Origin of the sequence: Acinetobacter puyangensis, from assembly GCF_900096995.1 — a bacterium.
Taxonomy (GTDB): Bacteria; Pseudomonadota; Gammaproteobacteria; order Pseudomonadales; family Moraxellaceae; genus Acinetobacter; species Acinetobacter puyangensis.
Window position 1 is genome coordinate 1 of sequence record NZ_OANT01000003.1, and the last position, 24743, is coordinate 24743.

The 24743-nt window shown below is 40.7% G+C and carries 16 protein-coding genes, 3 tRNA genes and 1 pseudogene; 8 read left to right on the forward strand and 12 right to left on the reverse strand.

Annotation, left to right across the window (positions count from 1 at the left end; genetic code table 11):
• The 3 genes and pseudogenes from CRO21_RS06535 to CRO21_RS06545 all read right to left on the reverse strand — a co-directional run.
• A pseudogene (locus CRO21_RS06535) lies at positions 1-548 on the reverse strand (inovirus-type Gp2 protein); the annotation flags it as partial.
• 465 nt (positions 549-1013) lie between these two features.
• A complete protein-coding gene (locus CRO21_RS06540) occupies positions 1014-3431 on the reverse strand; it encodes a hypothetical protein (protein WP_097078538.1) in 2418 nt (805 codons plus the stop codon).
• Positions 3432-4254: 823 nt separating this feature from the next.
• Positions 4255-6450, reverse strand: a complete 2196-nt coding sequence (locus CRO21_RS06545; protein WP_097078539.1) for a TonB-dependent siderophore receptor — start codon at positions 6448-6450, stop codon at positions 4255-4257.
• A 471-nt stretch (positions 6451-6921) separates the two neighbouring features.
• Here CRO21_RS06545 and CRO21_RS06550 point away from each other — a divergent pair.
• Positions 6922-6997: transfer RNA gene (locus CRO21_RS06550), tRNA-Thr, on the forward strand.
• Positions 6998-7017: 20 nt separating this feature from the next.
• On the opposite strand, the gene CRO21_RS06555 is transcribed toward CRO21_RS06550, so the two are convergent.
• The 3 genes from CRO21_RS06555 to hisB form a co-directional block, all read right to left on the reverse strand.
• Positions 7018-7311, reverse strand: coding sequence for a DUF2218 domain-containing protein (locus CRO21_RS06555; RefSeq protein ID WP_097078540.1), 294 nt, complete (start codon positions 7309-7311; stop codon positions 7018-7020).
• A gap of 100 nt (positions 7312-7411) precedes the next feature.
• Positions 7412-8029 carry an imidazole glycerol phosphate synthase subunit HisH gene (hisH, locus tag CRO21_RS06560; RefSeq protein ID WP_097078541.1) on the reverse strand — a complete coding sequence of 206 codons (618 nt, stop codon included), beginning with the start codon at positions 8027-8029 and terminating at the stop codon, positions 7412-7414.
• Positions 8029-8622, reverse strand: a complete 594-nt coding sequence (gene hisB, locus CRO21_RS06565; RefSeq protein WP_097078542.1) for an imidazoleglycerol-phosphate dehydratase HisB — start codon at positions 8620-8622, stop codon at positions 8029-8031. The genes hisH and hisB overlap by 1 nt, the downstream gene beginning before the upstream one ends.
• A gap of 111 nt (positions 8623-8733) precedes the next feature.
• On the opposite strand from hisB, the gene CRO21_RS06570 reads away from it, so the two are divergent.
• The 3 genes from CRO21_RS06570 to CRO21_RS06580 all read left to right on the forward strand — a co-directional run bounded on the left by CRO21_RS06570 (position 8734) and on the right by CRO21_RS06580 (position 9483).
• Complete coding sequence (locus CRO21_RS06570) at positions 8734-9111, forward strand: acetyl-CoA sensor PanZ family protein (protein WP_097078543.1); 378 nt, start codon at positions 8734-8736, stop codon at positions 9109-9111.
• Between the two features lie 91 nt (positions 9112-9202).
• A tRNA-Phe gene (locus tag CRO21_RS06575) sits at positions 9203-9278 on the forward strand.
• Positions 9279-9407: 129 nt separating this feature from the next.
• Positions 9408-9483, forward strand: a tRNA-Phe gene (locus CRO21_RS06580).
• Positions 9484-9966: 483 nt separating this feature from the next.
• Here CRO21_RS06580 and CRO21_RS06585 read toward each other — a convergent pair.
• The 4 genes from CRO21_RS06585 to ompR form a co-directional block, all read right to left on the reverse strand.
• Positions 9967-10767, reverse strand: a complete 801-nt coding sequence (locus tag CRO21_RS06585) for an RIO1 family regulatory kinase/ATPase domain-containing protein (RefSeq protein WP_097078544.1) — start codon at positions 10765-10767, stop codon at positions 9967-9969.
• Between the two features lie 188 nt (positions 10768-10955).
• On the reverse strand, positions 10956-12470 hold the full coding sequence (locus tag CRO21_RS06590) for an acetyl-CoA hydrolase/transferase family protein (protein ID WP_097078545.1): 1515 nt from the start codon (positions 12468-12470) through the stop codon (positions 10956-10958).
• Between the two features lie 221 nt (positions 12471-12691).
• The gene (locus CRO21_RS06595) at positions 12692-14164 is read right to left on the reverse strand and encodes an ATP-binding protein (protein WP_228150384.1); all 1473 of its coding nucleotides are present in this window, start codon (positions 14162-14164) and stop codon (positions 12692-12694) included.
• A 23-nt stretch (positions 14165-14187) separates the two neighbouring features.
• Positions 14188-14949: an osmolarity response regulator transcription factor OmpR gene (gene ompR / locus CRO21_RS06600; protein ID WP_087619723.1), complete on the reverse strand. Its 762-nt coding sequence runs from the start codon at positions 14947-14949 to the stop codon at positions 14188-14190.
• 423 nt (positions 14950-15372) lie between these two features.
• Here ompR and CRO21_RS06605 point away from each other — a divergent pair, with 423 nt between their 5' ends.
• Together CRO21_RS06605 and CRO21_RS06610 are read left to right on the forward strand one after the other, a co-directional pair.
• The gene (locus tag CRO21_RS06605) at positions 15373-17730 is read left to right on the forward strand and encodes a Tex family protein (RefSeq protein ID WP_097078546.1); all 2358 of its coding nucleotides are present in this window, start codon (positions 15373-15375) and stop codon (positions 17728-17730) included.
• 325 nt (positions 17731-18055) lie between these two features.
• Complete coding sequence (locus CRO21_RS06610; protein ID WP_097078547.1) at positions 18056-19411, forward strand: 8-oxoguanine deaminase; 1356 nt, start codon at positions 18056-18058, stop codon at positions 19409-19411.
• A 98-nt stretch (positions 19412-19509) separates the two neighbouring features.
• Here the strand turns inward: CRO21_RS06610 and CRO21_RS06615 are convergent, their stop codons facing one another.
• The gene (locus tag CRO21_RS06615; protein ID WP_097078548.1) at positions 19510-20265 is read right to left on the reverse strand and encodes an SDR family oxidoreductase; all 756 of its coding nucleotides are present in this window, start codon (positions 20263-20265) and stop codon (positions 19510-19512) included.
• A gap of 166 nt (positions 20266-20431) precedes the next feature.
• On the opposite strand from CRO21_RS06615, the gene CRO21_RS06620 reads away from it, so the two are divergent.
• Positions 20432-21340, forward strand: coding sequence for a LysR family transcriptional regulator (locus CRO21_RS06620; RefSeq protein WP_097078549.1), 909 nt, complete (start codon positions 20432-20434; stop codon positions 21338-21340).
• A 4-nt stretch (positions 21341-21344) separates the two neighbouring features.
• On the opposite strand, the gene uvrA is transcribed toward CRO21_RS06620, so the two are convergent.
• The gene (uvrA, locus tag CRO21_RS06625) at positions 21345-24179 is read right to left on the reverse strand and encodes an excinuclease ABC subunit UvrA (RefSeq protein ID WP_097078550.1); all 2835 of its coding nucleotides are present in this window, start codon (positions 24177-24179) and stop codon (positions 21345-21347) included.
• Between the two features lie 93 nt (positions 24180-24272).
• Here uvrA and CRO21_RS06630 point away from each other — a divergent pair, with 93 nt between their 5' ends.
• Positions 24273-24734, forward strand: a complete 462-nt coding sequence (locus CRO21_RS06630) for a GNAT family N-acetyltransferase (RefSeq protein ID WP_097078875.1) — start codon at positions 24273-24275, stop codon at positions 24732-24734.
• Positions 24735-24743 lie beyond the last annotated feature (9 nt).

Genomic DNA, 24743 nt, shown 5'->3' on the forward strand with positions numbered 1-24743 from the left:
TAGCTTTTGTCTCGTCCCTGTTCAATCGCCCATGCATAATCCAGTACACCTTTAAAGCAATGCCGACGGTCACTAATACGTTTTCGAAGAATTTGAAGGTCAGCATTAAATCGGTGGATATCAATATCTGCCTCATAGGGATAACTGACATCGACACGTACCAGTAGTAATTTACAATGTCTATCCAATAACGCTTCAAAGTTATCCTTTAGGGTAGTGAAATTACGTCGTCGTTGTCGTTTATGCTTTTTAATAAAAGCTTGATGTTCTTCCAATAGGTCATCACAGAAATTGATAAAATTAGACTGTGAATGGAACAATGATCTACTTGAGCTTGTTCTACACGTAAGCCTTGATGAACCATAAATCGACATCAAGTCAAAGTAAGCTTGTAACATGGGTGAATACTCAAGATCAGGATCGTAAATATCATTAGCAATCTGTCGATAATCTTCCAATAGGTAATGAACTTCTTTCCAATGATATTTGTCAGAACAAATATCCAGCATCAAGTCTTCGATCTGAATGAGTATTTCATTGTGATTCATGTAAGTATCTCCTATGGTTCTAACCCATAGGAGAGATGACTCTGTAATTAACTACCCAAAGGTTTGATGAATCAGAAATGAAAATTTTTTAATGCCAATCATGAGATTTTCTAATCTTAGATTTTTAGAAAGAAATAATTTATAGTTGTACACTCGTATGATTTATAGATTTTTTTTAGTGAACATGGTTTTGAATACATGCTGAGTACATATAGATTTGTAAGTTATGTAATTATTAAGAATATGATTATTATTAATTAAATTTAAATCCTAGCTGATTAAGCCCATTGAATCATATCAGGCATAATTTATGCTAATGTCCCAAAAACCTTTAAGTACAATACTTTCCGTCTATTTTACAGAACAACCATACTGCTGAAAACACATCAGAACTACCGACAAAAGTTAAGGCTACCTCGTAGCTCTGAATAGTCACCTCAACGATAGGTACTAGCAATTTACATTTCACTTGGATTGCTTAGTCTTTTTCTTGACTCTACTTTCGGTTCCTCGGATAAGCCATTTTGGTATGTCCTGATAAATTTTATCGTTTAATACATCTTTATAGACCACAAAGTTGGAAAGATGATCAATAAATTCTTTTTTACGTTTTTTATTGATGGTTTCAAGGAGTAGCTGATTTTTGTCATAGGACAAGCTTGAATACCAGACAGGAAGTGACAAGCAAGATGCCTTATATATTAAGCCCTGCTTGATCAAGTTGTACTGCTGTGCCTGCTCGGGACTCAGTGAGCTAAAAAATTTATGACAGGCACTTTGCCATGCCTTGCTCAGTTCATCTTGTAAGTCTTCATACTTCTGTAAAACGTTTGATTTGAACACAAAGTAAATATTTGCTGAAAAGCTCGTGTAATCCTCCTCAACCATCGAAGTTCCTTCCCAATAACCTAAATATGCGGTGATTTGTGATAATGGCATGCGTCTCTTGCCAGCATGTAGCATCGTGTACAAGGCTTTTGACAAGGCTTGCTGCGGTAAAGTATGCTCTTTGTTTTCCGCTAAATTATGTTCCTCGACTACCAATCCTTTGTGCTGTTTTACACCGACACAGCTAAACTGATAATGAACTACAATTACATCTGACTTCATAGCAGACTTCAAATAGCGTCTCACTGCTTCAAGTCGATGCTTGTGGCGTGGTATATCAATCAGCTTTATGGCAACTGATGATTGAGCGTCTTTCTGTAGAGAAGGTGGGTCGAGTAATGGTTTTGTTTTAATGGCTTTTTTTTCAAAAAGCTCATCGTGATAAATAAAATCTGCAATCAGTCGCTCAAGTTTATTGCGCCCCTTGTTATGACTTATATCAAGACCAAGAATAGCTTCAAGCTCTGCTTTTTTCTCTACGGCATTCATTTTTTGTTGATAGATCATTAAGAAATAGTGCAGCAATTTTGACCTATTGCTGGTAATCAACTTGTGAGCAAGCTCATCTATTAATTGTTGTCTTGTCAGCAGTTGAATAAATTGAAGCAAAGGACGGGTTGCGAGTTCTTCAATATGATGAATCTGATACTCCATCAGTTGCTGCCTGATAGAAGGTGAACTTTCAAAAGCAATATGGGCTGCTTCTTTGAGGGTCAGCATGAAATTTTCAATATCAACAACCAGCTCCATCAAAGTGTGTATTTTTTTTGTGCTTAAAAATTCCTTATAAACGACAGTTACATGTTCAAGGTAGTTTGCTGCATAGCTAGATAAATGTGTAGTTGACCAAACTAGTTTTATCCGAGGCAATTTTTTTAATAAGTAAGGGTAGTAAATTTCCTGTGGTTCATTAAGCTTTAGATAGCTCAAGTCATGCTTCTTCCTTGATGAGTGGGCATACTCCTGACCAATATGTTCAAAGAAGTGAATACCAATTTTTTGATAGCTTTCCCAATAAAATAAAAAACCAAAAATCCACTTCCACACCAATTGATCATTACGAATAGAAAAGTCACTCAGGAAAAAATCCCCTTGATGAGCAATTGTTTCATGGGTACGCAATACCATATTAAAATTAGTGATATGAACTTCCAGATCGGGACTGCATCGACGATAAACCCTGAGTAATTCTTGTTTTAAAGTCTGGATTAGGCTTACTTCTGAAAATGAGTGATTAATATCCTGAATTAACAGGATGGCAAAATATTCTAGATTATTATCGACACCAATGATGGGTTTGGATACGACTCTTAAGATTCCGAGATTAAGTTGACATATATCGAGGAATTCCTCAAAAGATGAGAAGAAACTATTAAGTTCTATACTCCGTTTTAAATGATGAACAAGTTGGATCCTTAAACCTAGCACATACAGCATTCCTGCTTTTGATATGAGTGCATTGATATCAGTCTCAACATCTTCCTTAAATTTATCGAGCTGTTGTGCACATGAAGTAGGCTTTGTTGCCTCTGTTTTGTCTTCTTCCAAAGAGCGGATAGGATAGCGTTTTAGATAATGCCAGTATTTCTCAATGGTCTGTTCTGGCGTTCCAAAATAGATATTAATGATATCGTTGAAGTGTTCAGCTTCTATTTGACCTCTAACTGTATCGATAAATCCGAGAAAATGAATAATCTCGGTATGCTGCAATATATACATGCTGCCTTTAAAGCTATTCACCGCAGCAAACGTCACATGATTCAGTGCCTCCATTAGGTTTTTAACATGAGAAGACTTTAGCTTTCTCTCCATGTTCTGATCCCAGCGTCGTGACTGAATATCTTGATTAAAAAAATCCACGACAGGTTTAACCCATCTCAATGCTTCAAGAACTTCGGGATAGCTATTACCACTACCTTGATTCGGTTTTATGTGAAGTTGTTTTAACAATAAGAAGAATTCAGTTTGGATTAGTTTCATATCATTATTTGACATTATTATTTCCCCTGGATATTTAAGATCTATTTTTTGTAGAAAAAACGGCTGTTTCCCATGCTCCGTATGAAAATTTTCTAAAATAACTTACATATTTATCATATCAAAAATTGGTTGATATTTTAATAATAATAAACATCTAAATTTAACTAAATATTTATAGATCTATAAACAATATTTTTAATTATTTAATTTAGGTTTAAGCTATAAAAAATAGGTAAGTGGTGATGGATTGATGAGATGGATTTTAGCCGATTCAAGCAGAGAGTATTTATAGCTTGTCGTGAAAAGGTGGGGGACAGGAGCAAATACTACGGCTTTAAACATGACGTGTTTAATTTGTGACGAGATATTTAGCGTAGTGTGAAACCTTATGTATAATTAGATTTAGCGGAAGTTTTGTGTTTTATCTAATGCTTTTAATTGATCTGAAATTTTTACTTCATTGGATTTAGTATAGCGTTTAACTTGGTATCACTATCCAGTTGGGGGTATAAATGGGGGTAAAATTGGAAATATTAATTTATAATATTGTTTATTTTTAATGTCTTAGTTTAAAAATATGATTCCCTCTCTCGCCAAGATTCATTCCAAAGATGTCCAGTGGAATACAAAAAGGCTTAAACTGTAAAGGTTTAAGCCTTTTTTGTTGTCTGGTGTAATCCGATGGTATCCATTGTAATCCCCCATCACTTGGGGGAACATATTGATAGACCCATTTATCCCCCCCAAATCTTCTATAGGATATGTAGTTGCTCACATTTGCCACAAGGCAACAAGATTTAGAATCCAGAGAGATTTTTTCTCCAGATTGATAAACGAGTTAGAATTGAAAACTTGTTGAAATCATAAATGTTCTAGGATCACCCAATATCGAATCATTCGCCCAATAATGTTTATTTAGAACATTATTTAAATTCATTCTGAGGGTTATGGGTATATTCTGTAAATTCATGCTGTAACGGGCACCTACATTAAAAATCGTATATGCAGGTAATACATCCGTATTTTCATCATTTGCATAACTTTTTCCAGTATAAATTGCACCAGCACTTAAACTTAGATTTTCAAATTGAGGAACAGTATATTCCGCATATAGTTTATACATTTGTTTTGCAACCATTGCAGGCAAGTTTCCTTCTAACTCAGGACGCTGCTTTTGCTCTTTAATTTTTGGCTGCAAATAGGTAAAACCACCCACAATATTTATATTATCAGTGAGTTTACCTATGGATGTAAACTCGAATCCTTTATGTATCTGGCGGCCATCTTGCACATATTCGGCGAAATTGTCATCGATATTTTGACTGTATTGCAATCCTTTATTGATCTGAAAAATTGCCGTATTTAGCGATAATCTATCATTGAATGTGTATTTTGCACCTAATTCAATTTGCTTACTTTTTAAGGGATCAAATTGTTGACCTGCATTAATGACTGTGCGAGCCCCTACATTATCAGGTGCTGTTCCACCACTTTCTAACGATTCAATATACGTGGCGTAGGTTGTTAGTGTATCGACAGGCTTGTATAGGATAGAAATATTGGGCGTAAATGCGGATTGTTTCACATTCGTCAACTTGTTTTCAATTGTGACATAAGCCGCACCTAATAATGCCGACCATTTGTCATTGAATTGAATATCATCACCTAACAACCAGCTTTCTGTTTGACTATGTGAACGTTTTAATAAGGGGCCTCTATCTAGAATTTGTCCATTTCCTTGTGGAAAATAGCTTGGGTAATTTAGACTTAGATTCTCATATACCGTATCTTTTGCATCGTTTGCAAAACGTTTTTGAATCGTATCGGTTGCTTGATAACCAAAAGTCATTTTATGGATAATGGAAGCAGTATCAAACTGATAATCCAGATAGATGGAACCGCGTTTATCCAATTGTTGACTTGTTCGTCTATTTATACCTTTGGCGTAGATTCGCGGTATAGTTTGCGAATATGTCCCATCTGTATTTACTACATTCGTGAGCGGTTGAGTGATGCGATCACTTGTACTGTCTAGATAATTCATGCGTAGGGTTAAATTATTCGTCGCAAGCCATTTGAGGTGTGCACCATAACGCTGTGACTCGTAGTTACTATTACTCCATGGTTGCCCCCAAGAAATCGTATTATCCAGATTTTTTGCGGAAAAACGCTTTATATTATTTTTGGCAAAATCCCAATCTGCTGTTTTTCCATCCAGATCATATTCCCGATACATTGCGTCAAGCTGCAATACAAAATTATCACTGGGTTGCCAATCCAGAGCCAAGCTCACAAAATCTTTTTTGATATTCTGATGTTTAATTGCAGTTTCACCTCCCTGTTTGACGGCATTAACACGATATCCGAGTGTTCCCGCATGATCGAATTTTCCGCCAAAATCACCACCAATATACCAATTACGACCACCTGCATTACCTATGGTGACTTTATTTAGTCGATCATCCGTTGAGCGTTTACTGACATAATTAATCATTCCACCCACATTACCGGGACCATATAAAAATCCTGATAATCCATTAAATACTTCAATTTTTTCGGCATCTTCACTACTGGTTCCATGCCCATACTGATCGCCGGCTAAGCCATCACGATAAATTGTATAAACATGAAAGCCACGTAAAAAAGTGGAAGGCTGGTCATTTTCATATTGTGAACGATTAAGCTGCATGGTGGGGTTAATTCGATAAACCTCATCTGTACTGACCACAGATTGTAAATTTTCAATTAAATCCTCAGAATAGACCTGAATGGAATAGGGTAAATCTTGTAATAGTCGACCTTGCCAAGGCCCAGCTTGTGATACTTGTTCAGCACGATATCCATTCTCTGTTGTACCATCAGATTGTTCGGCCGTTACCGTGATACTGGGCAGAACAGTCATGTTTTGTTCAGCCAAAGCACATGTTGAAATACTGAATGCAGTTCCTATCCTGAACAGCAAAACAGATTGATCGGTTACCCAGTTTAGCTTTGGGAGGCGCTTACATGATCTTAAAAAATAATCAGTTTTCATTAACAATTTCCAAAAAGTTAATACATTTTTAATTTCATGAGAATAATAACTTGTATCATTTTGATAATTGTTATTATATGTATTTTTTAATTTGTCATCTGCAAGAAAACTAGAGTAAAAATCACAACACTTTTTACTGATCACATTATTTGTGATGAATGGACATTTTTGTATGAAGGGGAGATTTAAAATTTATTTAAATCACAGGAGAGGGCGAATTTGGGCAGAATTTTTTGAATTTAACTTATCCATGAGCGATGTTATTATTTGATTTTAAAAATTAAAATTTCGATTAGAGCTACATATCAATACTTATTTGCTTGAAATAGTGTATAAGACTTAGTCTGTTTAGTAGCTCAGCTAGAGACTAAAAAGGTTATAGCTGGAATATCTAGACGTATAAAATTTCAAATGATTAAAAATTAACTTGACCTTTGTCACAATTGAGATAAAATCACGCCACTTTTAAACGCCGACATAGCTCAGTTGGTAGAGCAACTGACTTGTAATCAGTAGGTCCTCAGTTCGAATCCGAGTGTCGGCACCATTTTATTCCTTCTAAAAATACTAAGATTCTAGGCGTATCCACGTCGCAGCAAATTCTTGTTGTGCCATACGATTAAGATGGCTTAGAACTACATTTTCCGTCTCTATTAACTGTTCATGATTTTCGCTTTCAACTTTTGCAGCTAAATGATCTGGATAAGCAGTTAAAAATACATTGATTTCTTTGGAAAATGGAATTTTAAATGTGTCGTTATACTGTTCAATCGCCATTTTATGCCGCCAATGATTGGTAAGCTTTTTAATGATTTTTTCGGCATTGACTGTATCTATACGCAATTCACTGATTTTATTCATCTTTATCATCCAGATCTATTTTGTGGATCAGTTATAACAAAATTCTGCATCGTGATACATAATCCAAATGTAATCAAAAAAGCCGCTTAAGCGGCTCAAATCAAACCTGCCATTCCACAAAGTTTTTGAGTAACTGTAAGCCGGCAGTATGGCTTTTTTCCGGATGGAATTGCGTTGCAAACAAATTTTCCTGATGCAATGCAGTACAGAAGTTCAAACCATAGTCACAGGTTGCTGCAACAAGGTTCTGATCTTCTGGTTCGACATAATAACTATGCACAAAATAAAAACGGCTGTCCTGTGCAATATCTTTCCACATTGGATGTGTTGGATCAGTTTGATGCACCTGATTCCAACCCATATGTGGTACTTTTAATGGGGCAATCTCCGGAAAGTGTTTGACCTGTCCTTTAAAGATCCCCAAGGCATCGGCCCCGCCATTTTCTTCCGAATGTTGCATCAATGCCTGCATCCCAACGCAAATTGCCAGAACCGGTTTATTGAATACTGCCTGACGGACGACTTCGTCAATTCCTGCTTCTCGCATGCCTTGTATACAGTCACGCATTGCGCCTACACCCGGAAAAACGATTTTATCGGCTTGTGCAACAAGTTTTGGGTCATTGGTGACATCAACTGTTGCACCGACATATTCCAGCGCTTTTGCCGCAGAATGCAGATTACCCATCCCATAATCTAATAACGCAATACGGGTCATTACAGGCTTCCTTTGGTTGATGCAATTGTTCCAGCAGCACGTGGATCATGTTCACAGGCCATACGCAAGGCGCGGGCAAAGGCTTTAAAAACACTTTCAATCTGATGGTGGCTATTTTTTCCTTTAAGATTATCAATGTGTAGCGTCATTAAGGCATGATTGACAAAACCCTGAAAAAACTCGGAAAACAAATCGACATCAAATGTACCTACACGGGCACGGGTAAAGGGAATATCCATAAATAAACCTGGTCGACCAGAAATATCCACGACAACTCGAGATAGGGACTCGTCAAGTGGTGCATAAAAATGACCATAACGACGAATACCTTTTTTATCACCCAATGCCTGAGCAAAAGCCTGCCCTAAAGTAATACCACAATCTTCTACAGTGTGGTGATCATCAATCTGTAAGTCGCCATCGCAACAAATATCGATATCAAATAGCCCATGACGCTTGATTTGATCGATCATATGGTCTAAAAATGGAACTCCGGTGTTGAGTGTGCCTTGACCTGTACCATCTAAGTTAACACGAACTTGTATTTTGGTTTCGTTGGTATTTCTTACCACTTCGCTGATACGTTGCGTCATAGACACATTCCTTAAAACTTTGAACAAGAAAATCTTTGGGTAGTGCAGCATTCTGCCTATTTCTGTCATAGTTTACCGCATCTCATTTAATATATACAGGAGCTTGTGTCGATGCCAATCCAAGTTGAAGCAGTAACAGATCTTAAGGATGCTATCGTACGCAACCAAATTGAACGGCTTTACGAAACCAGCCCGGAATTTGGCGATGGTCAGGAAGCAATTACACAATTAGATGAGGCTTTAGATCAGGATACCGTGCTTTATACGGCTGTTTTTAATGACAAGATTATTGGCGCAATCTGGAGTGAAGGAAAGGGGAATACTCGTTTGCTGGAATATGTGGTGATTCATCCTGCAAATCGTGGACGTGGTGTAGCAGATCGATTGATCAGTGAAACCTGTCGTATTGAAGAAGCAAAAGGTGTGACCAAATTTGAACCCGGATGTGGGGCAATCCACCGCTGTCTGGCTCATTTGGGTAAACTATAAATTCTATCTGATTTAAAAGTGCGCAGTTAATTAAATTTGTAAGATTTATACTTGACCTTTGCACGATAAATCTGTTTAATACGCACACATCGGCGCGATAGCTCAGTCGGTAGAGCAACGGATTGAAAATCCGTGTGTCGGCAGTTCGATCCTGCCTCACGCCACCATATTACTTTATTGTGATTTTCGAGTCCTGATCCCATCAGGACTTTTTTTTATTTAAATTTTTTAATCGTCTGATTGTTAAGCAGGTTTTCTTGCTTTTTGACATGAAAACCGCTTTAATACTTGCCATCGGCGCGATAGCTCAGTCGGTAGAGCAACGGATTGAAAATCCGTGTGTCGGCAGTTCGATCCTGCCTCACGCCACCATATTTTAAAAAGCCCTGAATGATGATTCAGGGCTTTTTTAATATCTATTAATTTTTTACAGTGTATTGATATGTTTAGATAAATATATATAAATCACGCCAATCTCAACTTATTTAAGAATATCATTTTTCACTAATACACTAATAACCTTATGTTTTTGCAATTTTGGTTGTCGTAGGCAACCAAAATTGCAGTACTTGCGAAGCCTTAATCGCTTCTCAGGGCGAAGCCCCCGAAATAGTCCCCTTCACCTCGCTACCGAAGTGAGTTAATTTTTTAAAATTTATACTTATTTATCTGTTTAAGCATATTTATTGAACTTGAATAAAAAAGATAAATTAAAGTTGAGACTGGCGTATAAATCATAATTTTAATTTGTAAATCGCGATGAAATAGCATTAAGTTTTTTTGGCTCTTAGAAATCAGTTCAACGAAAAATACTGGTCTTATTAATCCTTAAAGATGAACAGATCGCTAATCTTATTACATCAGTGCTTTTAAATAGGCTAATAGCGTTAATACAGCAGTCAGGCGATAACCATCTTTACCCAACTTGTTTAAAGGTAATTTATTTAACCAGTGGAATAGTTTGGTTGTGGAAAGAACAGCATTCTGGGTTTGTTTAGATTCCTGTTGAACAGTGCTATATAAATAGCTTGAACCTTGTTCTAGAATATCATGAGATTTTAAATAGATGGAGGCTGAAAAAATCAAACAGAGCCAGTCTCGGGCAAAACATAATTGTTGATTCATATATTGGCCTGGATCAGATTCGAAATCCAGAAAGACGATATGTTTATTTTTATCCAACACCATATTGCGTAAAAATGCTTCGCTTAACCAAGCTTCTTTTTGATGGATAGCATGCAACTCATCCACAATTCGTTTGTACAAGTGTAGACAGTCTTCAGCACTGGCACTGTTTTTGAGTGCCGATTCCAGTTGTTCGGATGGCACTTCTGCATTGCCCACATCGGCAATCATCAAACCTTGGTTATTATAGGCTAGTAATTCTGGAACATTAATGCCCTGTTGCCGAAGCGCTTGTAAACGATGGATTTCGGTGCGGATGGATTGCTGTCCACCCAGATTGGGAACAGGAGTGAGTGCTTGTAACCTTAGGAGTTTTGCTGCGATACCAAAGATACGATAGAGCCAGATCGAATGCCGTTCGCTTGCTTTTTTAATCCAGACCGTTTGTTGCTTAAATTGATATTTTGTAATCGATGCAGTTTGGGTCGCTAGCTTTTGTGTTAGAAAGTCTTGAGGGGAACAATTGTACATGATTGGACCTTGGTCTTATCAATTGATTTTAAAGACACAGTCATCATAATCCTTTTTAAAACAATACACAAAAATAGGTGGTTGTCTAAAAGATTCAACCTAGGGATACATAGGCGTTAAAAAAACGACCTGATCAATTGTGAACAGGCCGTATTGGGATGAAACAAGTAAAATTTTAAATCAAAAGATTAAGCTGATTTCGCCTCAGGTTTAGTAGCCAGCATATGACCATTTTCCTCAAGGTTGATATGCCATTGCAATGCTTCACGTAAGATATGTGGGGTGTGACCACCGATTTTACATGCACGGTCATAATAGCTTTGCAGTTCTTCACGATAAGCTGGATGCACACAGTTTTCGATAATCACTTTGGCGCGTTCACGTGGTGCCAGACCACGTAAGTCTGCCAGACCAATTTCAGTGACCAGAATATCAACATCATGTTCATTATGATCAACATGGCTGACCATTGGCACTACAGATGAAATTGCGCCACCTTTGGCAATCGACTTGGTCACAAAAATAGCCAGATGCGCATTGCGGGCAAAGTCACCTGAACCACCAATACCATTCATCATTTTTGTGCCGCATACATGGGTTGAGTTGACATTACCGTAAATATCGAACTCCAAAGCAGTATTGATACCGATAATTCCCAAACGACGGACAAGTTCCGGATGATTGGAAATTTCCTGTGGACGTAAAATAAATTTATCTTTGTAATGTGCAAGATTACCAAATACACGATCACCGTATTTTTGGGAAAGGGTCATCGAACAGCCAGAGGCAAATTTCATTTTGCCAGCATCGATTAACTCAAATGTACAGTCTTGTAATACTTCTGAGTACATTACCAAATCTTCAAAACTTGAATGTTGAAAACCGGAAAGTACAGCATTGGCGATTGAGCCGATACCTGCCTGTAATGGACCAAGATTTTTGGGTAACCGACCTGCCGCAACTTCATCTTCAAAGAAGTTGATCAGATGATTGGCAATGCCTTGAGTTTCTTCATCCGGTGGGGTAACAGTAGACGGTGAATCAAGGGTATCATTAAATACAATACCGACGATTTTAGCCGGATCAATCACAATGGCTGTCGTACCGATGCGGTCATCAACTTTGGTTAACGGTACAGGCGTACGGGTTGGACGATAGGTTGGAATATAGATATCGTGCAAGCCTTCAAGCTCTTCACTGACCGCAGTATTGATTTCGACAATAACCTGATCGGCAAAGATGGCAAAACTCGCGGAGTTACCGACAGACGTTGTTGGAATAATATGACCATCTTTACTAATGGCAATCGCTTCGATCACGGCAATATCAGGACGTTTCAGTTGTTTGTTGCGCATTTGCTCAACAGTTTCGGATAAATGCTGATCGACAAACATCACTTCGCCATTGTTAATGGCACGACGTAAAGTAGTGTCCACCTGAAACGGCATACGGCGCGCAAGAACACCGGCTTCGGTCAGTTGTTTATCCAGATCATTGCCCAGACTTGCACCGGTAATCAAGTTGATTTTGAGAGGATGCTGCTTTGCCCGTTGCGCAAGTGCTTGTGGGACAGCTTTTGCTTCGCCGGCACGAGTAAAACCACTCATCCCAACCGTCATCCCATCTTTAATGAGTTCAGCGGCTTGTTGTGCACTGATCACTTTGTTGTGTAGGCTTGCTAAACGAATACGCTCTAATGACATAGCAGACTCTCAAATTAAATTAACGAAATCCTTGTGAGAGCCGATTGTAACGTGGGAATTTTCAAAAAGGCAGATCAATACTGCTAAGGTCTAATAACGATTATTATGCCTATTAATCTTAGCATAAAAGGCCAAGAATTTAAATTGGTCATAAAAACGTAATATTATAATAAATATAGTTATTTTTTAAGAAAATAATTAACATTTTAAAACTGAATTAACTAGAGGTGTTCGCTTAGTTTTTGCTTGATACGAACAAGCGGACCGGTTTGGATAACGTCTTCATCAGGATGTCCATCGAGGGGCAGATGAATTTTGACTTCTAAACCGCCTTCTGCATGATTACTAATTTCGAGTCTACCTTGATGGATATCGACAATTCTTTTGACAATGGCCAAGCCTAAACCACTGCCCTGAATCGTGCGGGCCGCTTCACCGCGTACAAACGGTTGCATCAGTGCTTGTACCTGACTTTCGGGAATACCTTCACCATGATCAGCAACTCGAATCACCAGATGAGTATTTTCTAGATAGGCCGATAACTCTATTGGTTCAGCACCATAGCGTTTAGCATTATTGACCAGATTTCCAACCATACGTTTTAGCGATAGACTGCGGGCCTGAATTATGGGTAAGTCCTGCGCTGTAAAGCGAATATCTAGTGGTTTGAATTGAACCACGACTTCTTGCAAGAGAGTATTGACATTCGTGTCATGCAATTCCTCATCAGAACCATCGCGCATAAAAGAAATAAACTGATTGAGGATGGCATCCATATCATCTACATCATAAATTAATCCTTCTTTTAAAAACTCGTCAGGCAGCATTTCTGCGGTTAAGCGAATACGGGTTAAAGGCGTTCGTAAATCATGAGAAATCCCTGCCAGCATGATGCGACGTTCCTGTTCCGCCTGTTGTAGGGTGTGGATCATGTGATTAAAAGATTGGTTAACCTGCCTGATTTCCAATGGGCCATGATTGATTTCCAGATAGGGTGCCTTGCCGGTTTTACTATAGTTATTTGCGGCATTTTGTAGACGCTTTAATGGACGGTTAAGTTGACGAACCAGCGTCAAAATAATCACCATGGTCAGAAAAGGGATACCGACGATCCAGCCAATCAACAGTTCCGGACTGTAGTTGGCATAGGTTGGTAGTGGTTCTCGGAGCCAATTTCCATTGAGCTGCGGTGTCTGTATCCAGATTTGTGGGCTGGGCTTAAATTGAAAATAAACCGTGACATCGCTGATATGCAGTTCTAGTTCTCTGGCCAGTGCATTGGAGAGGCGGTCAGTAAATAATTCAGCGATGAACTTATCCCGAACATTTGGAAACTGGTCGGGATTTTTGACAATTTCAATACCCATTTTATCGCGAAGCCATGCCCTTAAATCAGTCGATTGTTGCTGATAATGAATTTCGACATCACTGTAGCTGAGCATTTCAATTTCAACCGCCAGATAACGGGCATGTTGTTTTATTTCGGGTAAGTAAAGTGTGCGCCAGAAAAGCCACAAAGACATCCACAAACTAAAAATAACCACCAGTGACACCAGTACCGTGGTACGCATGGCGGCAGAGCGTGGTTTAATTTTATCCAGAAACTTTTCCCAAGGCGTACGTTTACGCTCCTGATAGGAAGTTTCTGCATCCTGCTGTAGATCAAGATGAGGTGGGCTGGAATCCTGCTTCACGGGTTAATCAATACAGGTAAGACTTATTCTGCACCATCTGGAACGAAAACATAGCCCACGCCCCATACAGTCTGAATATAACGGGCGCGTGCAGGGTTTTCTTCAATCAGCCGTCTTAAACGAGAAACCTGTACATCAATCGAACGTTCCATTGCGCCCCATTCACGTCCACGCGCAAGATTCATCAGCTTGTCACGCGTTAGCGGTTCACGTGGATGTTGAACCAGTGCCTTAAGTACTGCAAATTCACCAGTTGTTAAGGTGACGACCTGACCTTCACGTGTCAGGGTACGGGTCGATAAATCCAGTGACCACGGTCCAAAGCTTACCACTTCAAGATTTTGACTCGGTGCACCCGGCACTTCTCGTACCTGACGGCGCAGCACAGCACGTATGCGTGCAAGCAGTTCATTGGGATTAAACGGTTTTGGCAGATAATCATCGGCCCCGGCTTCCAGACCGGCGATACGATCTGAGTCACTGCCTCTTGCCGTCAGCATAATAATGGGTGTATCGATATTTGAAGCACGTAGACGACGACAGATACTTAAGCCATCTTCAACCGGTAGCATGAAATCCAGAACGATTAACGAAAACAGCTCACGTTGTAATAATCGATCCATTTGCGTGGCATCATGCGCTGTTTTAACGACAAAGCCTTTATCTTCCAGAAATCGCTGCAATAGGGTTCTTAAGCGGACATCATCATCGACCACCAAAATCCGATCCACTCGATCTGAATCTGGACGAGGTGCTTCGGTTTCTGCTGGTACAACTAAGCTCATGATGTACTCCTTCAATTGTTATTCATGCTATATTGTTGCTTAATATCTTGAGTATAAAGCTAAATTCATACAATACACTATGCTCGAATCTACCAAAAATTACAAATGTAAATCTTGCTTTGATACTAAAATTCAACAACTAAAATTTGGTTCTTATCTGCAATATCTTAATAACTGATATGTAATGCAGTAAGATTCAGCCTAAAGATTGGCAAAATTCTGTCAATTTTCAAGAAAGCCTCTATTTTTAAGTAACTTAAAGGACAAAGATGACGGTTTCAAGAAAGCAAATGTTACAGGCTGAAAAATTATTTTAATAAAATCTGTTAAAAAGCGATGAAAAAGCTGTGCATAAAGGCTTTATTTTCATCGTTTGGCACGTATAATCGTGTGCTGATAATTTAACTGCCGGAATAACGCTGAATGACTGAATTAGTGCAGCAAATCGCAACGGAGCTTGCCGTACGTCCTAACCAAGTAGAAGCAGCTATACGTCTGCTTGATGAAGGTTCAAGTGTGCCATTTATCGCACGGTATCGTAAAGAAGCGACCGAAGGTTTGGATGACTCGCAACTTCGTCAGTTAGATACTCGATTACATTATTTAAGAGATTTGTTTGATCGTCGTGAAAAAGTCATTGCGTCATTAAAAGAACAAGATAAGCTGAATGACGACTTATTATCGAGAATTAATACTGCCGAAACAAAAAATGCATTAGAAGAAATTTATGCACCTTATCGTCCGAAGCGCACCAGTAAATCCTTTAAAGCAAAAGAAGCGGGCCTAGGCGAATATGCAGAAAAAATTCTCACCACCGAAATCGATCCCAAGACAGCTTTGGAAGGTTTTAGTCATGAAGACTATCCGGATGTAGACAGTCAACTGGATGCTGTTCAGCATATTATTATTGATGAATGGGCGCAAAATATTGCCCTGACTGCCGACCTAAAACAAATCTTTGCCAAAACAGCCGTTTTAAAAAGTGTAGTTGCTTCGGAAGAGAAAAAAGAAGTTGGTAAAAAATTCCGTGATTATTTCGATTTTTCCGAAAACCTGAATAAAGTTCCTTCGCATCGTTTATTGGCATTGTTGCGCGGTCGTCAGGAGAATGTACTGACCTTAAAAGTTGATGGCGAAAATGATGGTCCGGAAACACGTATTCACGAAGAATATAATATCGGTCAGATCAAACCAGAATCGCGTCATGAGTTTTTAAAGCAAACGGCGACTTTATTCTGGCTGGGTAAAATTCGTCCGCAAATTGAACATTCCCTGTTAACGGAAAAACGTCTGGCTGCCGAAGCAGAAGCCATGCAGGTATTTGCCGAGAATTTACGTCATTTATTATTGTCTGCACCTGCCGGTGCCCGTTGTACGCTGGGTGTTGATCCTGGGATCCGTACCGGTGTAAAACTGGCCGTAGTGAATGCCTCTGGTGATGTCGAAGCGCATAGCACCATTTATCCATTTGCACCCAAAGAAGATAAAGAGGGTTCAATTGCCGAGCTTGCCCGTTTGTGCCGCGAGTTTAATGTGGATTTGATTGCGATTGGCAATGGTACTGCGAGCCGTGAAACTGAGGCCGTGGTTGCCGAAATGATGGCACAAAATACCGATTTGAAGCTGACCCGCGTAACGGTAAGTGAAGCTGGTGCATCGGTGTATTCTGCCAGCGAACTGGCTTCGGCAGAATTACCTGAACTGGATGTTACGATTCGTGGTGCGGTATCGATTGCCCGTCGCTTACAGGATCCATTGGCAGAATTGGTTAAAATCGATCCAAAATCGATCGGTGTGGGTCAGTATCAACATGATGTTAATCAGACGGGTCTGGCACAAACACTGGATGCAGTGGTTGAAGACTGTGTGAATGCGGTAGGTGTGGATGTGAATACTGCATCTCCTGCAATTCTTGGCTATATCGCTGGTTTAAATAAAGCCATTGCCCAGCAAATTGTTGAATATCGCAAAGAGCATGGTCGTTTTGAAAACCGTGAACAATTGAAAAAAGTACCACGTTTGGGTGAACGCACCTTTGAACAAGCAGCAGGTTTCCTGCGTATTCAGGAAGGTGAGCAACCGCTTGATGCGTCTGCGGTGCATCCGGAAAGCTATGCGCTGGTAGAACAGATTGTTAGCAGTAAAGGCACCACCGTGCAGGACATTATTGCCAATAGTGAAATTATCCGCTCAATCGATGCGGATACTTTTGTGACAGAACAATATGGTCTGCCTACTGTGAAAGATGTGTTGGCCGAACTAGAAAAACCGGGCCGTGACCCACGTCCGGAATTTCGTACTGCAAAATTCCGTGAGGATATCACCGAAGTTGCCCAGTTGAGCGAAGGTTTACAGCTTGAAGGGGTCATCACCAATGTCACCAATTTCGGTGCCTTTGTCGATATCGGTGTACATCAGGATGGTTTGGTGCATATCTCCGAGCTGTCGAATGGTTTTGTCAGTGATCCGCATAAAGTGGTTAAACCGGGACAAATTGTACAGGTTCGTGTGTTGCAAGTGGATGTAGAACGAGGCCGTGTCAATTTAAGCATGAAAGCCGAAGGTGCTGCACCTGTTAAAGCGGCTCGTGCGCCACGTCCACAGCAGGATCGTGCAGAGCGCAGTAATGAGCGTAAACCACAAGGTCAGCGTCCACCACGTAAAGATGGTGACTTTAAGCGTCCGCAGCATAGCAAGGCGAAATCCGAAAAACCACAAGAGCAAAAAATTGGTGGTTTCGGTGCCTTATTATTGCAGGCCGGGATTAAAGGTTCTAAATAACTTTAAGTGCAAATTTCTTATAAAAACCTCTTAACTTTTAAGGGGTTTTTATATTTTAAGCGGCTTTAAACATAAAAATAATCATTAAAGAAAATTACTGACCATTTAACACGGCATTTTTATTGTAAAGATTAAATTTTAAAAGATGCTTATTGAAGCATCATATTGTGCAGAAGGACTTGGCACTGCATCATAAATACGGCAAAATATCACAAAATAAATTTGTCCTTTAATTCAAAAGCGAAGCAGCATCCGTGGTTAGCTTTTTCCCTTTTGAATATCTTCAAGGCGTCTTTTTGTATGAATAGATGTATTGGAGAACATGATGAGTCAAAGTATCTGGATTCAAAATCCGCTAGCAATTTTTACTGCCAACGATCTGGATGCCCGTGGTGGGCTTGTGGTCGAACAGGGCAGGATTAAGGAGCTGATTGCCTTGGGGCAGCAGCCTTCCCAACCTTATGATCAAATCTATAACGCCCGTGATGACGTGATTATTCCGGGCTTGATTAATAGCCATCATCATTTTTATCAAACCTTAACTCGTGCATGGAAACCTGTGGTCAATGTACCCTTATTTCCGTGGCTGGTGAATTTGTATCCGGTCTGGGCAAAACTTACACCGGAGCAATTGCATCTGGCGACGCAGGTTGCATTGGCAGAGTTGTCCATGTCCGGTTGTACCTTTGCGGCAGATCATCATTATCTATTTCCACAACAACTGACCGATGCCATTGATATTCAGGTACAGGCTGCCCGTGATTTGGGTGTACGGGTCATGTTAACTCGTGGCTCCATGAGTCTGGGTAAAGATCAGGGTGGTTTACCGCCGCAGCATACGGTGCAGGATATGGAAGTGATCTTGCAGGACAGTGCTCGTCTGGTCAATCAATATCATCAACGTGGTGAAGGTGCGATGGTCAATATTGCATTGGCACCATGTTCACCTTTTTCTGTTACCCGGGAAATTATGCAGGCCAGTGCAGATCTGGCAGCGCAATTAGATGTGCGTCTGCATACGCATTTGGCCGAAACCATTGATGAAGAAAATTTCTGTTTGAAGATGTTTGGCTTGCGTACTGTGGATTATCTGGAAAGCGTCGGTTGGCTAAATTCCCGGACATGGCTGGCACATGGCATTCATTTTAATGCCGAGGAAATTGCGCGTCTGGGTGCGAATGGCGTGGGGATTTGTCATTGTCCTTATTCCAATATGCGTTTGGCATCGGGAATTTGTGCGACGCTGGATTTATTGCAAGCGGGTGCCAATGTGGGCTTAGGTGTAGATGGTTCAGCATCGGCGGATGCGTCAAATCTGATTTTGGAAGCACGACAGGCCATGTATTTACAACGATTAAAATATGGTGCTGAAGCGATTACACCGGAATTTGCCTTAACACTAGCCACCACGGGTTCGGCGAAATTGTTGGGTCGCGCGCATGATTTGGGGCAAATTGCCGAAGGCTATCAGGCTGATTTGGCTTTTTATCGTCTGGACGAATTACGTTTTTCTGGTAGCCATGATCCGATCTCGGCATTATTGCTTTGTGGTGCAGATCAGGCACAGCATGTCATGGTACAAGGTGAATGGATTGTGAAGGATCGAGAGTTGCAAACGCTTGATATTGAGCGTTTACAAGCATTGCATCAGGAACAGGCGAAAAAACTTTTGGCTGCTTGATGTTGCTGATAGCAATGATAATGAGTTTAAAAAATTTAGAGAAAAAATACAAAGCTAGAGAACAGCCGCAAATGCCAGATGCGGCTGTTTGATTGGAATCAACGTGTGGTATAACCACCATTGGCAAAAATGGTTTGTCCGGTAATCCACCAGCCATCGGTCACCAGAAAACGGACCAGCGGCTCGATGTCTTCAATTTTGGTCAGACCGCCTAGGGCCGAGGCAGATTTATGGTAGGCAACAGCTTCTGGTGCTTCCTGTCCGTAAAAGAATGGCGTATCCATCGGACCGGGTGCAACAGCCGTCACGGAAATTTTACGGTCACCAAATTCTTTGGAGGCGGCACGGGTATAGTGTTCAACTGGAGCTTTTAAACCTTCATAAGTTGAATATAATCCGGTATATGCCGCAAGTAAACTGGTGACAATCGAGCAAATCTTGCCATGTTCATTGAGATTTTTACCTGCCGACTGAATAAAGAAATAGGCAATTTTATTGTTAATCACATCCATCTGGTCAAATTCTTGTTCGGTGGTTTCGACAAATGGCTTTTTCAGGACACGGCCAACGGTATTAATGGCGATATCCACACCGCCAAATTGTTGTTTGGCCAGCGTGAATAAGTTTTCAATTTCGGCAATATCAGATAAATCGGCCTGTACCAGAATGGCTTTTGCGCCTAAGTCCTGTACCACCTGTAGGGTTTCTTCAGCTTGTGCCTGCGTTGCCGCACTATTGTAATGAATGACCAGATTGGCGCATTGTTTGGCAAACTGGCGTGAAATCAGACCACCCAGATTTTTGGCACCGCCAGTAATCACCACAGTTTTATCTTTTAAGCTATGTTGTGACATGTTTATTCCTCATCATTATTGATTTGATGGTTTGATCTTAGAGCAGTTTATTTATTTGAAATAGGTGATAAGATCAAACAGATTGTTCGAAAAAGTTGAATAATCTAAAGTCAGAAAATAGAAAAATCGCAAGAGCTAACAAGAGCTAAAGCGCAGGATAAGGCCAATGGATAAAATTGAACGTTTAAGGATTTTTTGTCTGGTGGCAGATAAACAGTCATTTGCTCAGGTTGCTCAGCAAATGAGTTTGCCCCGTTCTACCATTACCTATGCGATTCAGTCGCTAGAAAAAGAATATGAGGTGTTGCTGTTTTATCGGACCACGCGAAAGGTTTCCTTAACCCATGAAGGCAGCTTGTTTTATGATGAGGCGATGCGATTGATTACACAACTAAAGGAGCTGAATCGGTTTAAATATCAAATTCGCCATCAACAGGGTAAGATCAGTATCGGTTTGCCCAAACGTATGGCAACACAAATTTTAATTCCACATTTATCTGAATTTTATCAAGATTATCCACAGGTTAAAATTCTCTTAAATGGCAATGATGATTTTTCCAATTTAATTGAACAACAACTGGATTGTGTGGTACGGGTCGGGCAGGTTCAGGACGAATATTTATTACAACGTTCAATCGGCAATATCAAACTGGTCACGCTAGTCGCACCCACATATATTCAACAGTATGGTAAGCCGGAAGATTTACAGCAGATGGAACAGCATTTTGCGGTAGATTATCATGTTGCTCGAAATTATGCCGAATATAGTCATCTGGAGTTTGAGGGGCAGCGCATTAAAGTGCCATATCAATTATTGGTTGAAAACACGGAAGCCTATTTACAGGCAGGATTAGCTGGTTTAGGAATTATTCAGATTCCGGCATTTGATGCACAGTATTATCTTGACAGTGGTCAACTCATCGAAATATTTCAGGAGATTGCACCGATATTTTTACCGGTAAATATTCTACTGAATGATCGTAAATATCGCCCACAATATTTTCAGGCTTTTATTGACTGGCTGGAAAACTTACTTAAACAGCAGTTTTCCAGCCTTAGTATAGAATCAAGGTAGCGGATTATTTCGCAAGCATTGGTTTTAAGAACTTACCGGTAAAGGAAGCTTCCACTTCTGCCACTTGTTCCGGTGTACCTTCTGCAATGATTTGTCCACCACCGGAACCACCTTCCGGACCTAAATCAACAATCCAGTCCGCGGTTTTAATCACGTCCAGATTATGCTCAATCACCACAATGGTATTCCCTTTTTCACGCAAGGCATGCAGGATATCCAGCAGTTTGGCAATGTCATGAAAATGTAGACCGGTGGTCGGTTCATCTAACACATACAGGGTTTTGCCGGTATCTCGTTTGGCCAGTTCACGTGCCAGTTTGACCCGTTGTGCTTCACCACCGGATAAGGTCGTTGCTGCCTGTCCGAGTTTAATATAGCCCAAACCGACATCCATCAGGGTTTCTAAGCGACGGTGAATCACTGGAATGGCATTAAAAAATTCTGCGGCATCTTCTACAGTCATACTGAGCACATCAGAAATGTTTTTGCCCTTGTAATTGACTTCCAGTGTTTCGCGGTTGTAGCGTTTGCCATGACAGACATCGCAGGGCACATACATGTCCGGCAAAAAGTGCATAGCGACCTTGATCATGCCGTCACCTTCACAAGCCTCACAGCGGCCACCCTTGACATTAAAGGAGAATCGGCCTGCATTGTAGCCACGTGCCCGTGCTTCGGGTGTTTGTGCAAACAATTCACGAATCGGGGTAAATAATCCGGTATAAGTGGCTGGATTTGAACGTGGGGTACGGCCAATCGGACTTTGGTCAATATCAACCACTTTATCAAGATATTGCAGCCCTTCAATGCCATCGAACTTTTCCGCCGTCAATGTTGTTGCACCATTGAGCTGGGTTAATGCCAGTGGTAATAATGTACGGTTAATCAGTGTGGATTTACCGGAACCGGAAACACCGGTAATACAGGTCATTACACCTGTGGGTAAGGTCAGATTAACATTTTTCAGATTATGGCCACGCGCGCCAGTCAGGACAAGTTTTTCATCCGGATGCGGCGAAGTTTTGCGTTGCTCAGGTACTGCGATTTTAAGCTTACCGGATAAATATTGCCCGGTCAGCGAGTTTTTATTCTTCGCCAGTTCTTTGGCTGTCCCTTCGGCAATGACCTGACCGCCATGTACACCAGCACCTGGACCAATATCAATAATCAGGTCTGCGGCACGAATGGCATCTTCATCATGTTCAACCACCAGTACGGTGTTGCCCAAATCACGCAGACGAATCAGGGTTTGTAACAGGCGATCATTATCACGCTGATGCAGACCGATTGATGGTTCATCCAGCACATACATCACGCCCATCAAGCCTGCACCAATTTGTGAAGCCAAACGGATACGCTGTGCTTCACCACCTGACAATGTTTCGGCAGAACGCGCCAGACTGAGATAATTCAGACCAACACTGACCAGAAAGTGCAAACGTTCACGAATTTCCTTAAAAATTTTGTCGGCAACTTCGCCTTTTGCACCCTCAAGTTTGATCTGTTGATAATAATTTTCGGCATCGCCAATCGACATCTGGGTAATATTTGCAATGGTTTTATCCAGTACCCGCACATGACGGGCAATTTCATTGAGGCGTGAACCTTCGCATTCGCTACATGCAGCATTGGATAGATACTGTGCCAGATCATCACGCACATAATTACTTTCGGTTTCACGGTAACGTCGTTCCAGATAAGGTAATACACCTTCAAAAGGCATTACCCGATTGTGTCTGCGACCACGTTCATCAATATAGGATAAGTCGATTTTTTCCTTACCCGAACCTTGTAAAATGATTTTTTGCTGTGCCTTGTTCAGTTCATGCCAAGGTTGATCCAGTGCAATGTCAAAATGATCGGTAACTTTTTGCAGCATGGCATAATAATACGGACGCTGACGATCCCAGCCACGAATTGCGCCCTGACTCATGGACAGTTCTGGATTGGGAATAATTTTTTCTGGGCTGAAATGACTGCGTGTCCCCAGACCGTCACATACCGGACAGGCACCAAAAGGATTGTTAAAGGAAAATAAGCGCGGTTCCAGTTCGGCAACGGCACGATCACATTTTGGACAGCTATGTTTGGCCGAAAAAATACGATCCGGTTTTTCACCATCCATAAAGGATAAAATCGCCAGATCACTGCCTAAACGTAATGCAGTTTCAAAGGATTCGGCAATACGGTTACCCAGATCGTCACGAATTTTAAAGCGATCGACCACCACTTCAATACTATGTTTTTTATTTTTATCTAGTTCAGGCGGATTATCGATATCAATAATTTCGCCATCAACACGGGCACGTACAAAACCCTGACCCTGTAATTTATCAAACAGGGCACTATATTCACCTTTACGCTCACGTACCACAGGGCCAAACAGCATAATTGCTGTGCCTTCCGGCAAAGCCTTGACCTCATCGACCATTTCCGAAACAGTCTGCGCCACCATCGGTAAATCATGTTCTGGACAATATGGTGTCCCAACCCGGGCATAGAGTAGACGTAAATAATCGTAGATTTCGGTAATGGTACCGACAGTAGAACGCGGGTTATGGCTGGTCGACTTTTGTTCAATGGCAATGGCCGGACTTAAACCTTCGATGGAATCGACATCGGGTTTTTCCATTTGTGACAGGAATTGACGGGCATAGGCAGATAATGATTCGACATAACGACGCTGACCTTCGGCATAGAGCGTATCAAAGGCCAGTGAAGATTTCCCCGAACCGGATAAGCCGGTAATCACGACAAACTTATCACGGGGAATGTCCAAAGAGATATTTTTTAAATTATGAGTACGTGCGCCACGAATACGAATATAACTTTGGCTCATTCGGGAGAATCCTATTTTTTATGAAGGCGAAAAACTCTATGATATATGGAGATGAATTTGCATTGTTCAAGTGAGATTGTAACTGAGGGTGGGATGAAAATGTTAGAGATTAAAGAATTAAGTACAATCCGTTTCGAGCAGTGGCTTGCCTTATGGAAAGCTTATTTGGCTTTTTATCATGCAACTTTTCAACAGGAAATTGCCGAATTTACATGGCACAGGTTGATTGCTTCTAACAAAGACAATATGTATGGTTTTGCTGCAATTGATGGTGATCAGGTGGTAGGGATCGTGCATGTGATTGAACACGATAGTTGCTGGACACAACAGCCTTATGCTTACTTGCAGGATTTATATGTCATTACTGATGTGCGTGGTCAAGGTGTTGGACGTGCATTGATTGAGCAGGTTTATCGTGTGACCGCAGAACGAGGTTGCGATAGAGTGGTGTGGTTAACGCAGGAAAGCAATTTAACCGCACAACGACTCTATGACAATATAGCTGTGAAAACGGGTTTTATTCAGTATAAAAAAGCATTACAGGATATGAATTAACTCATTGGG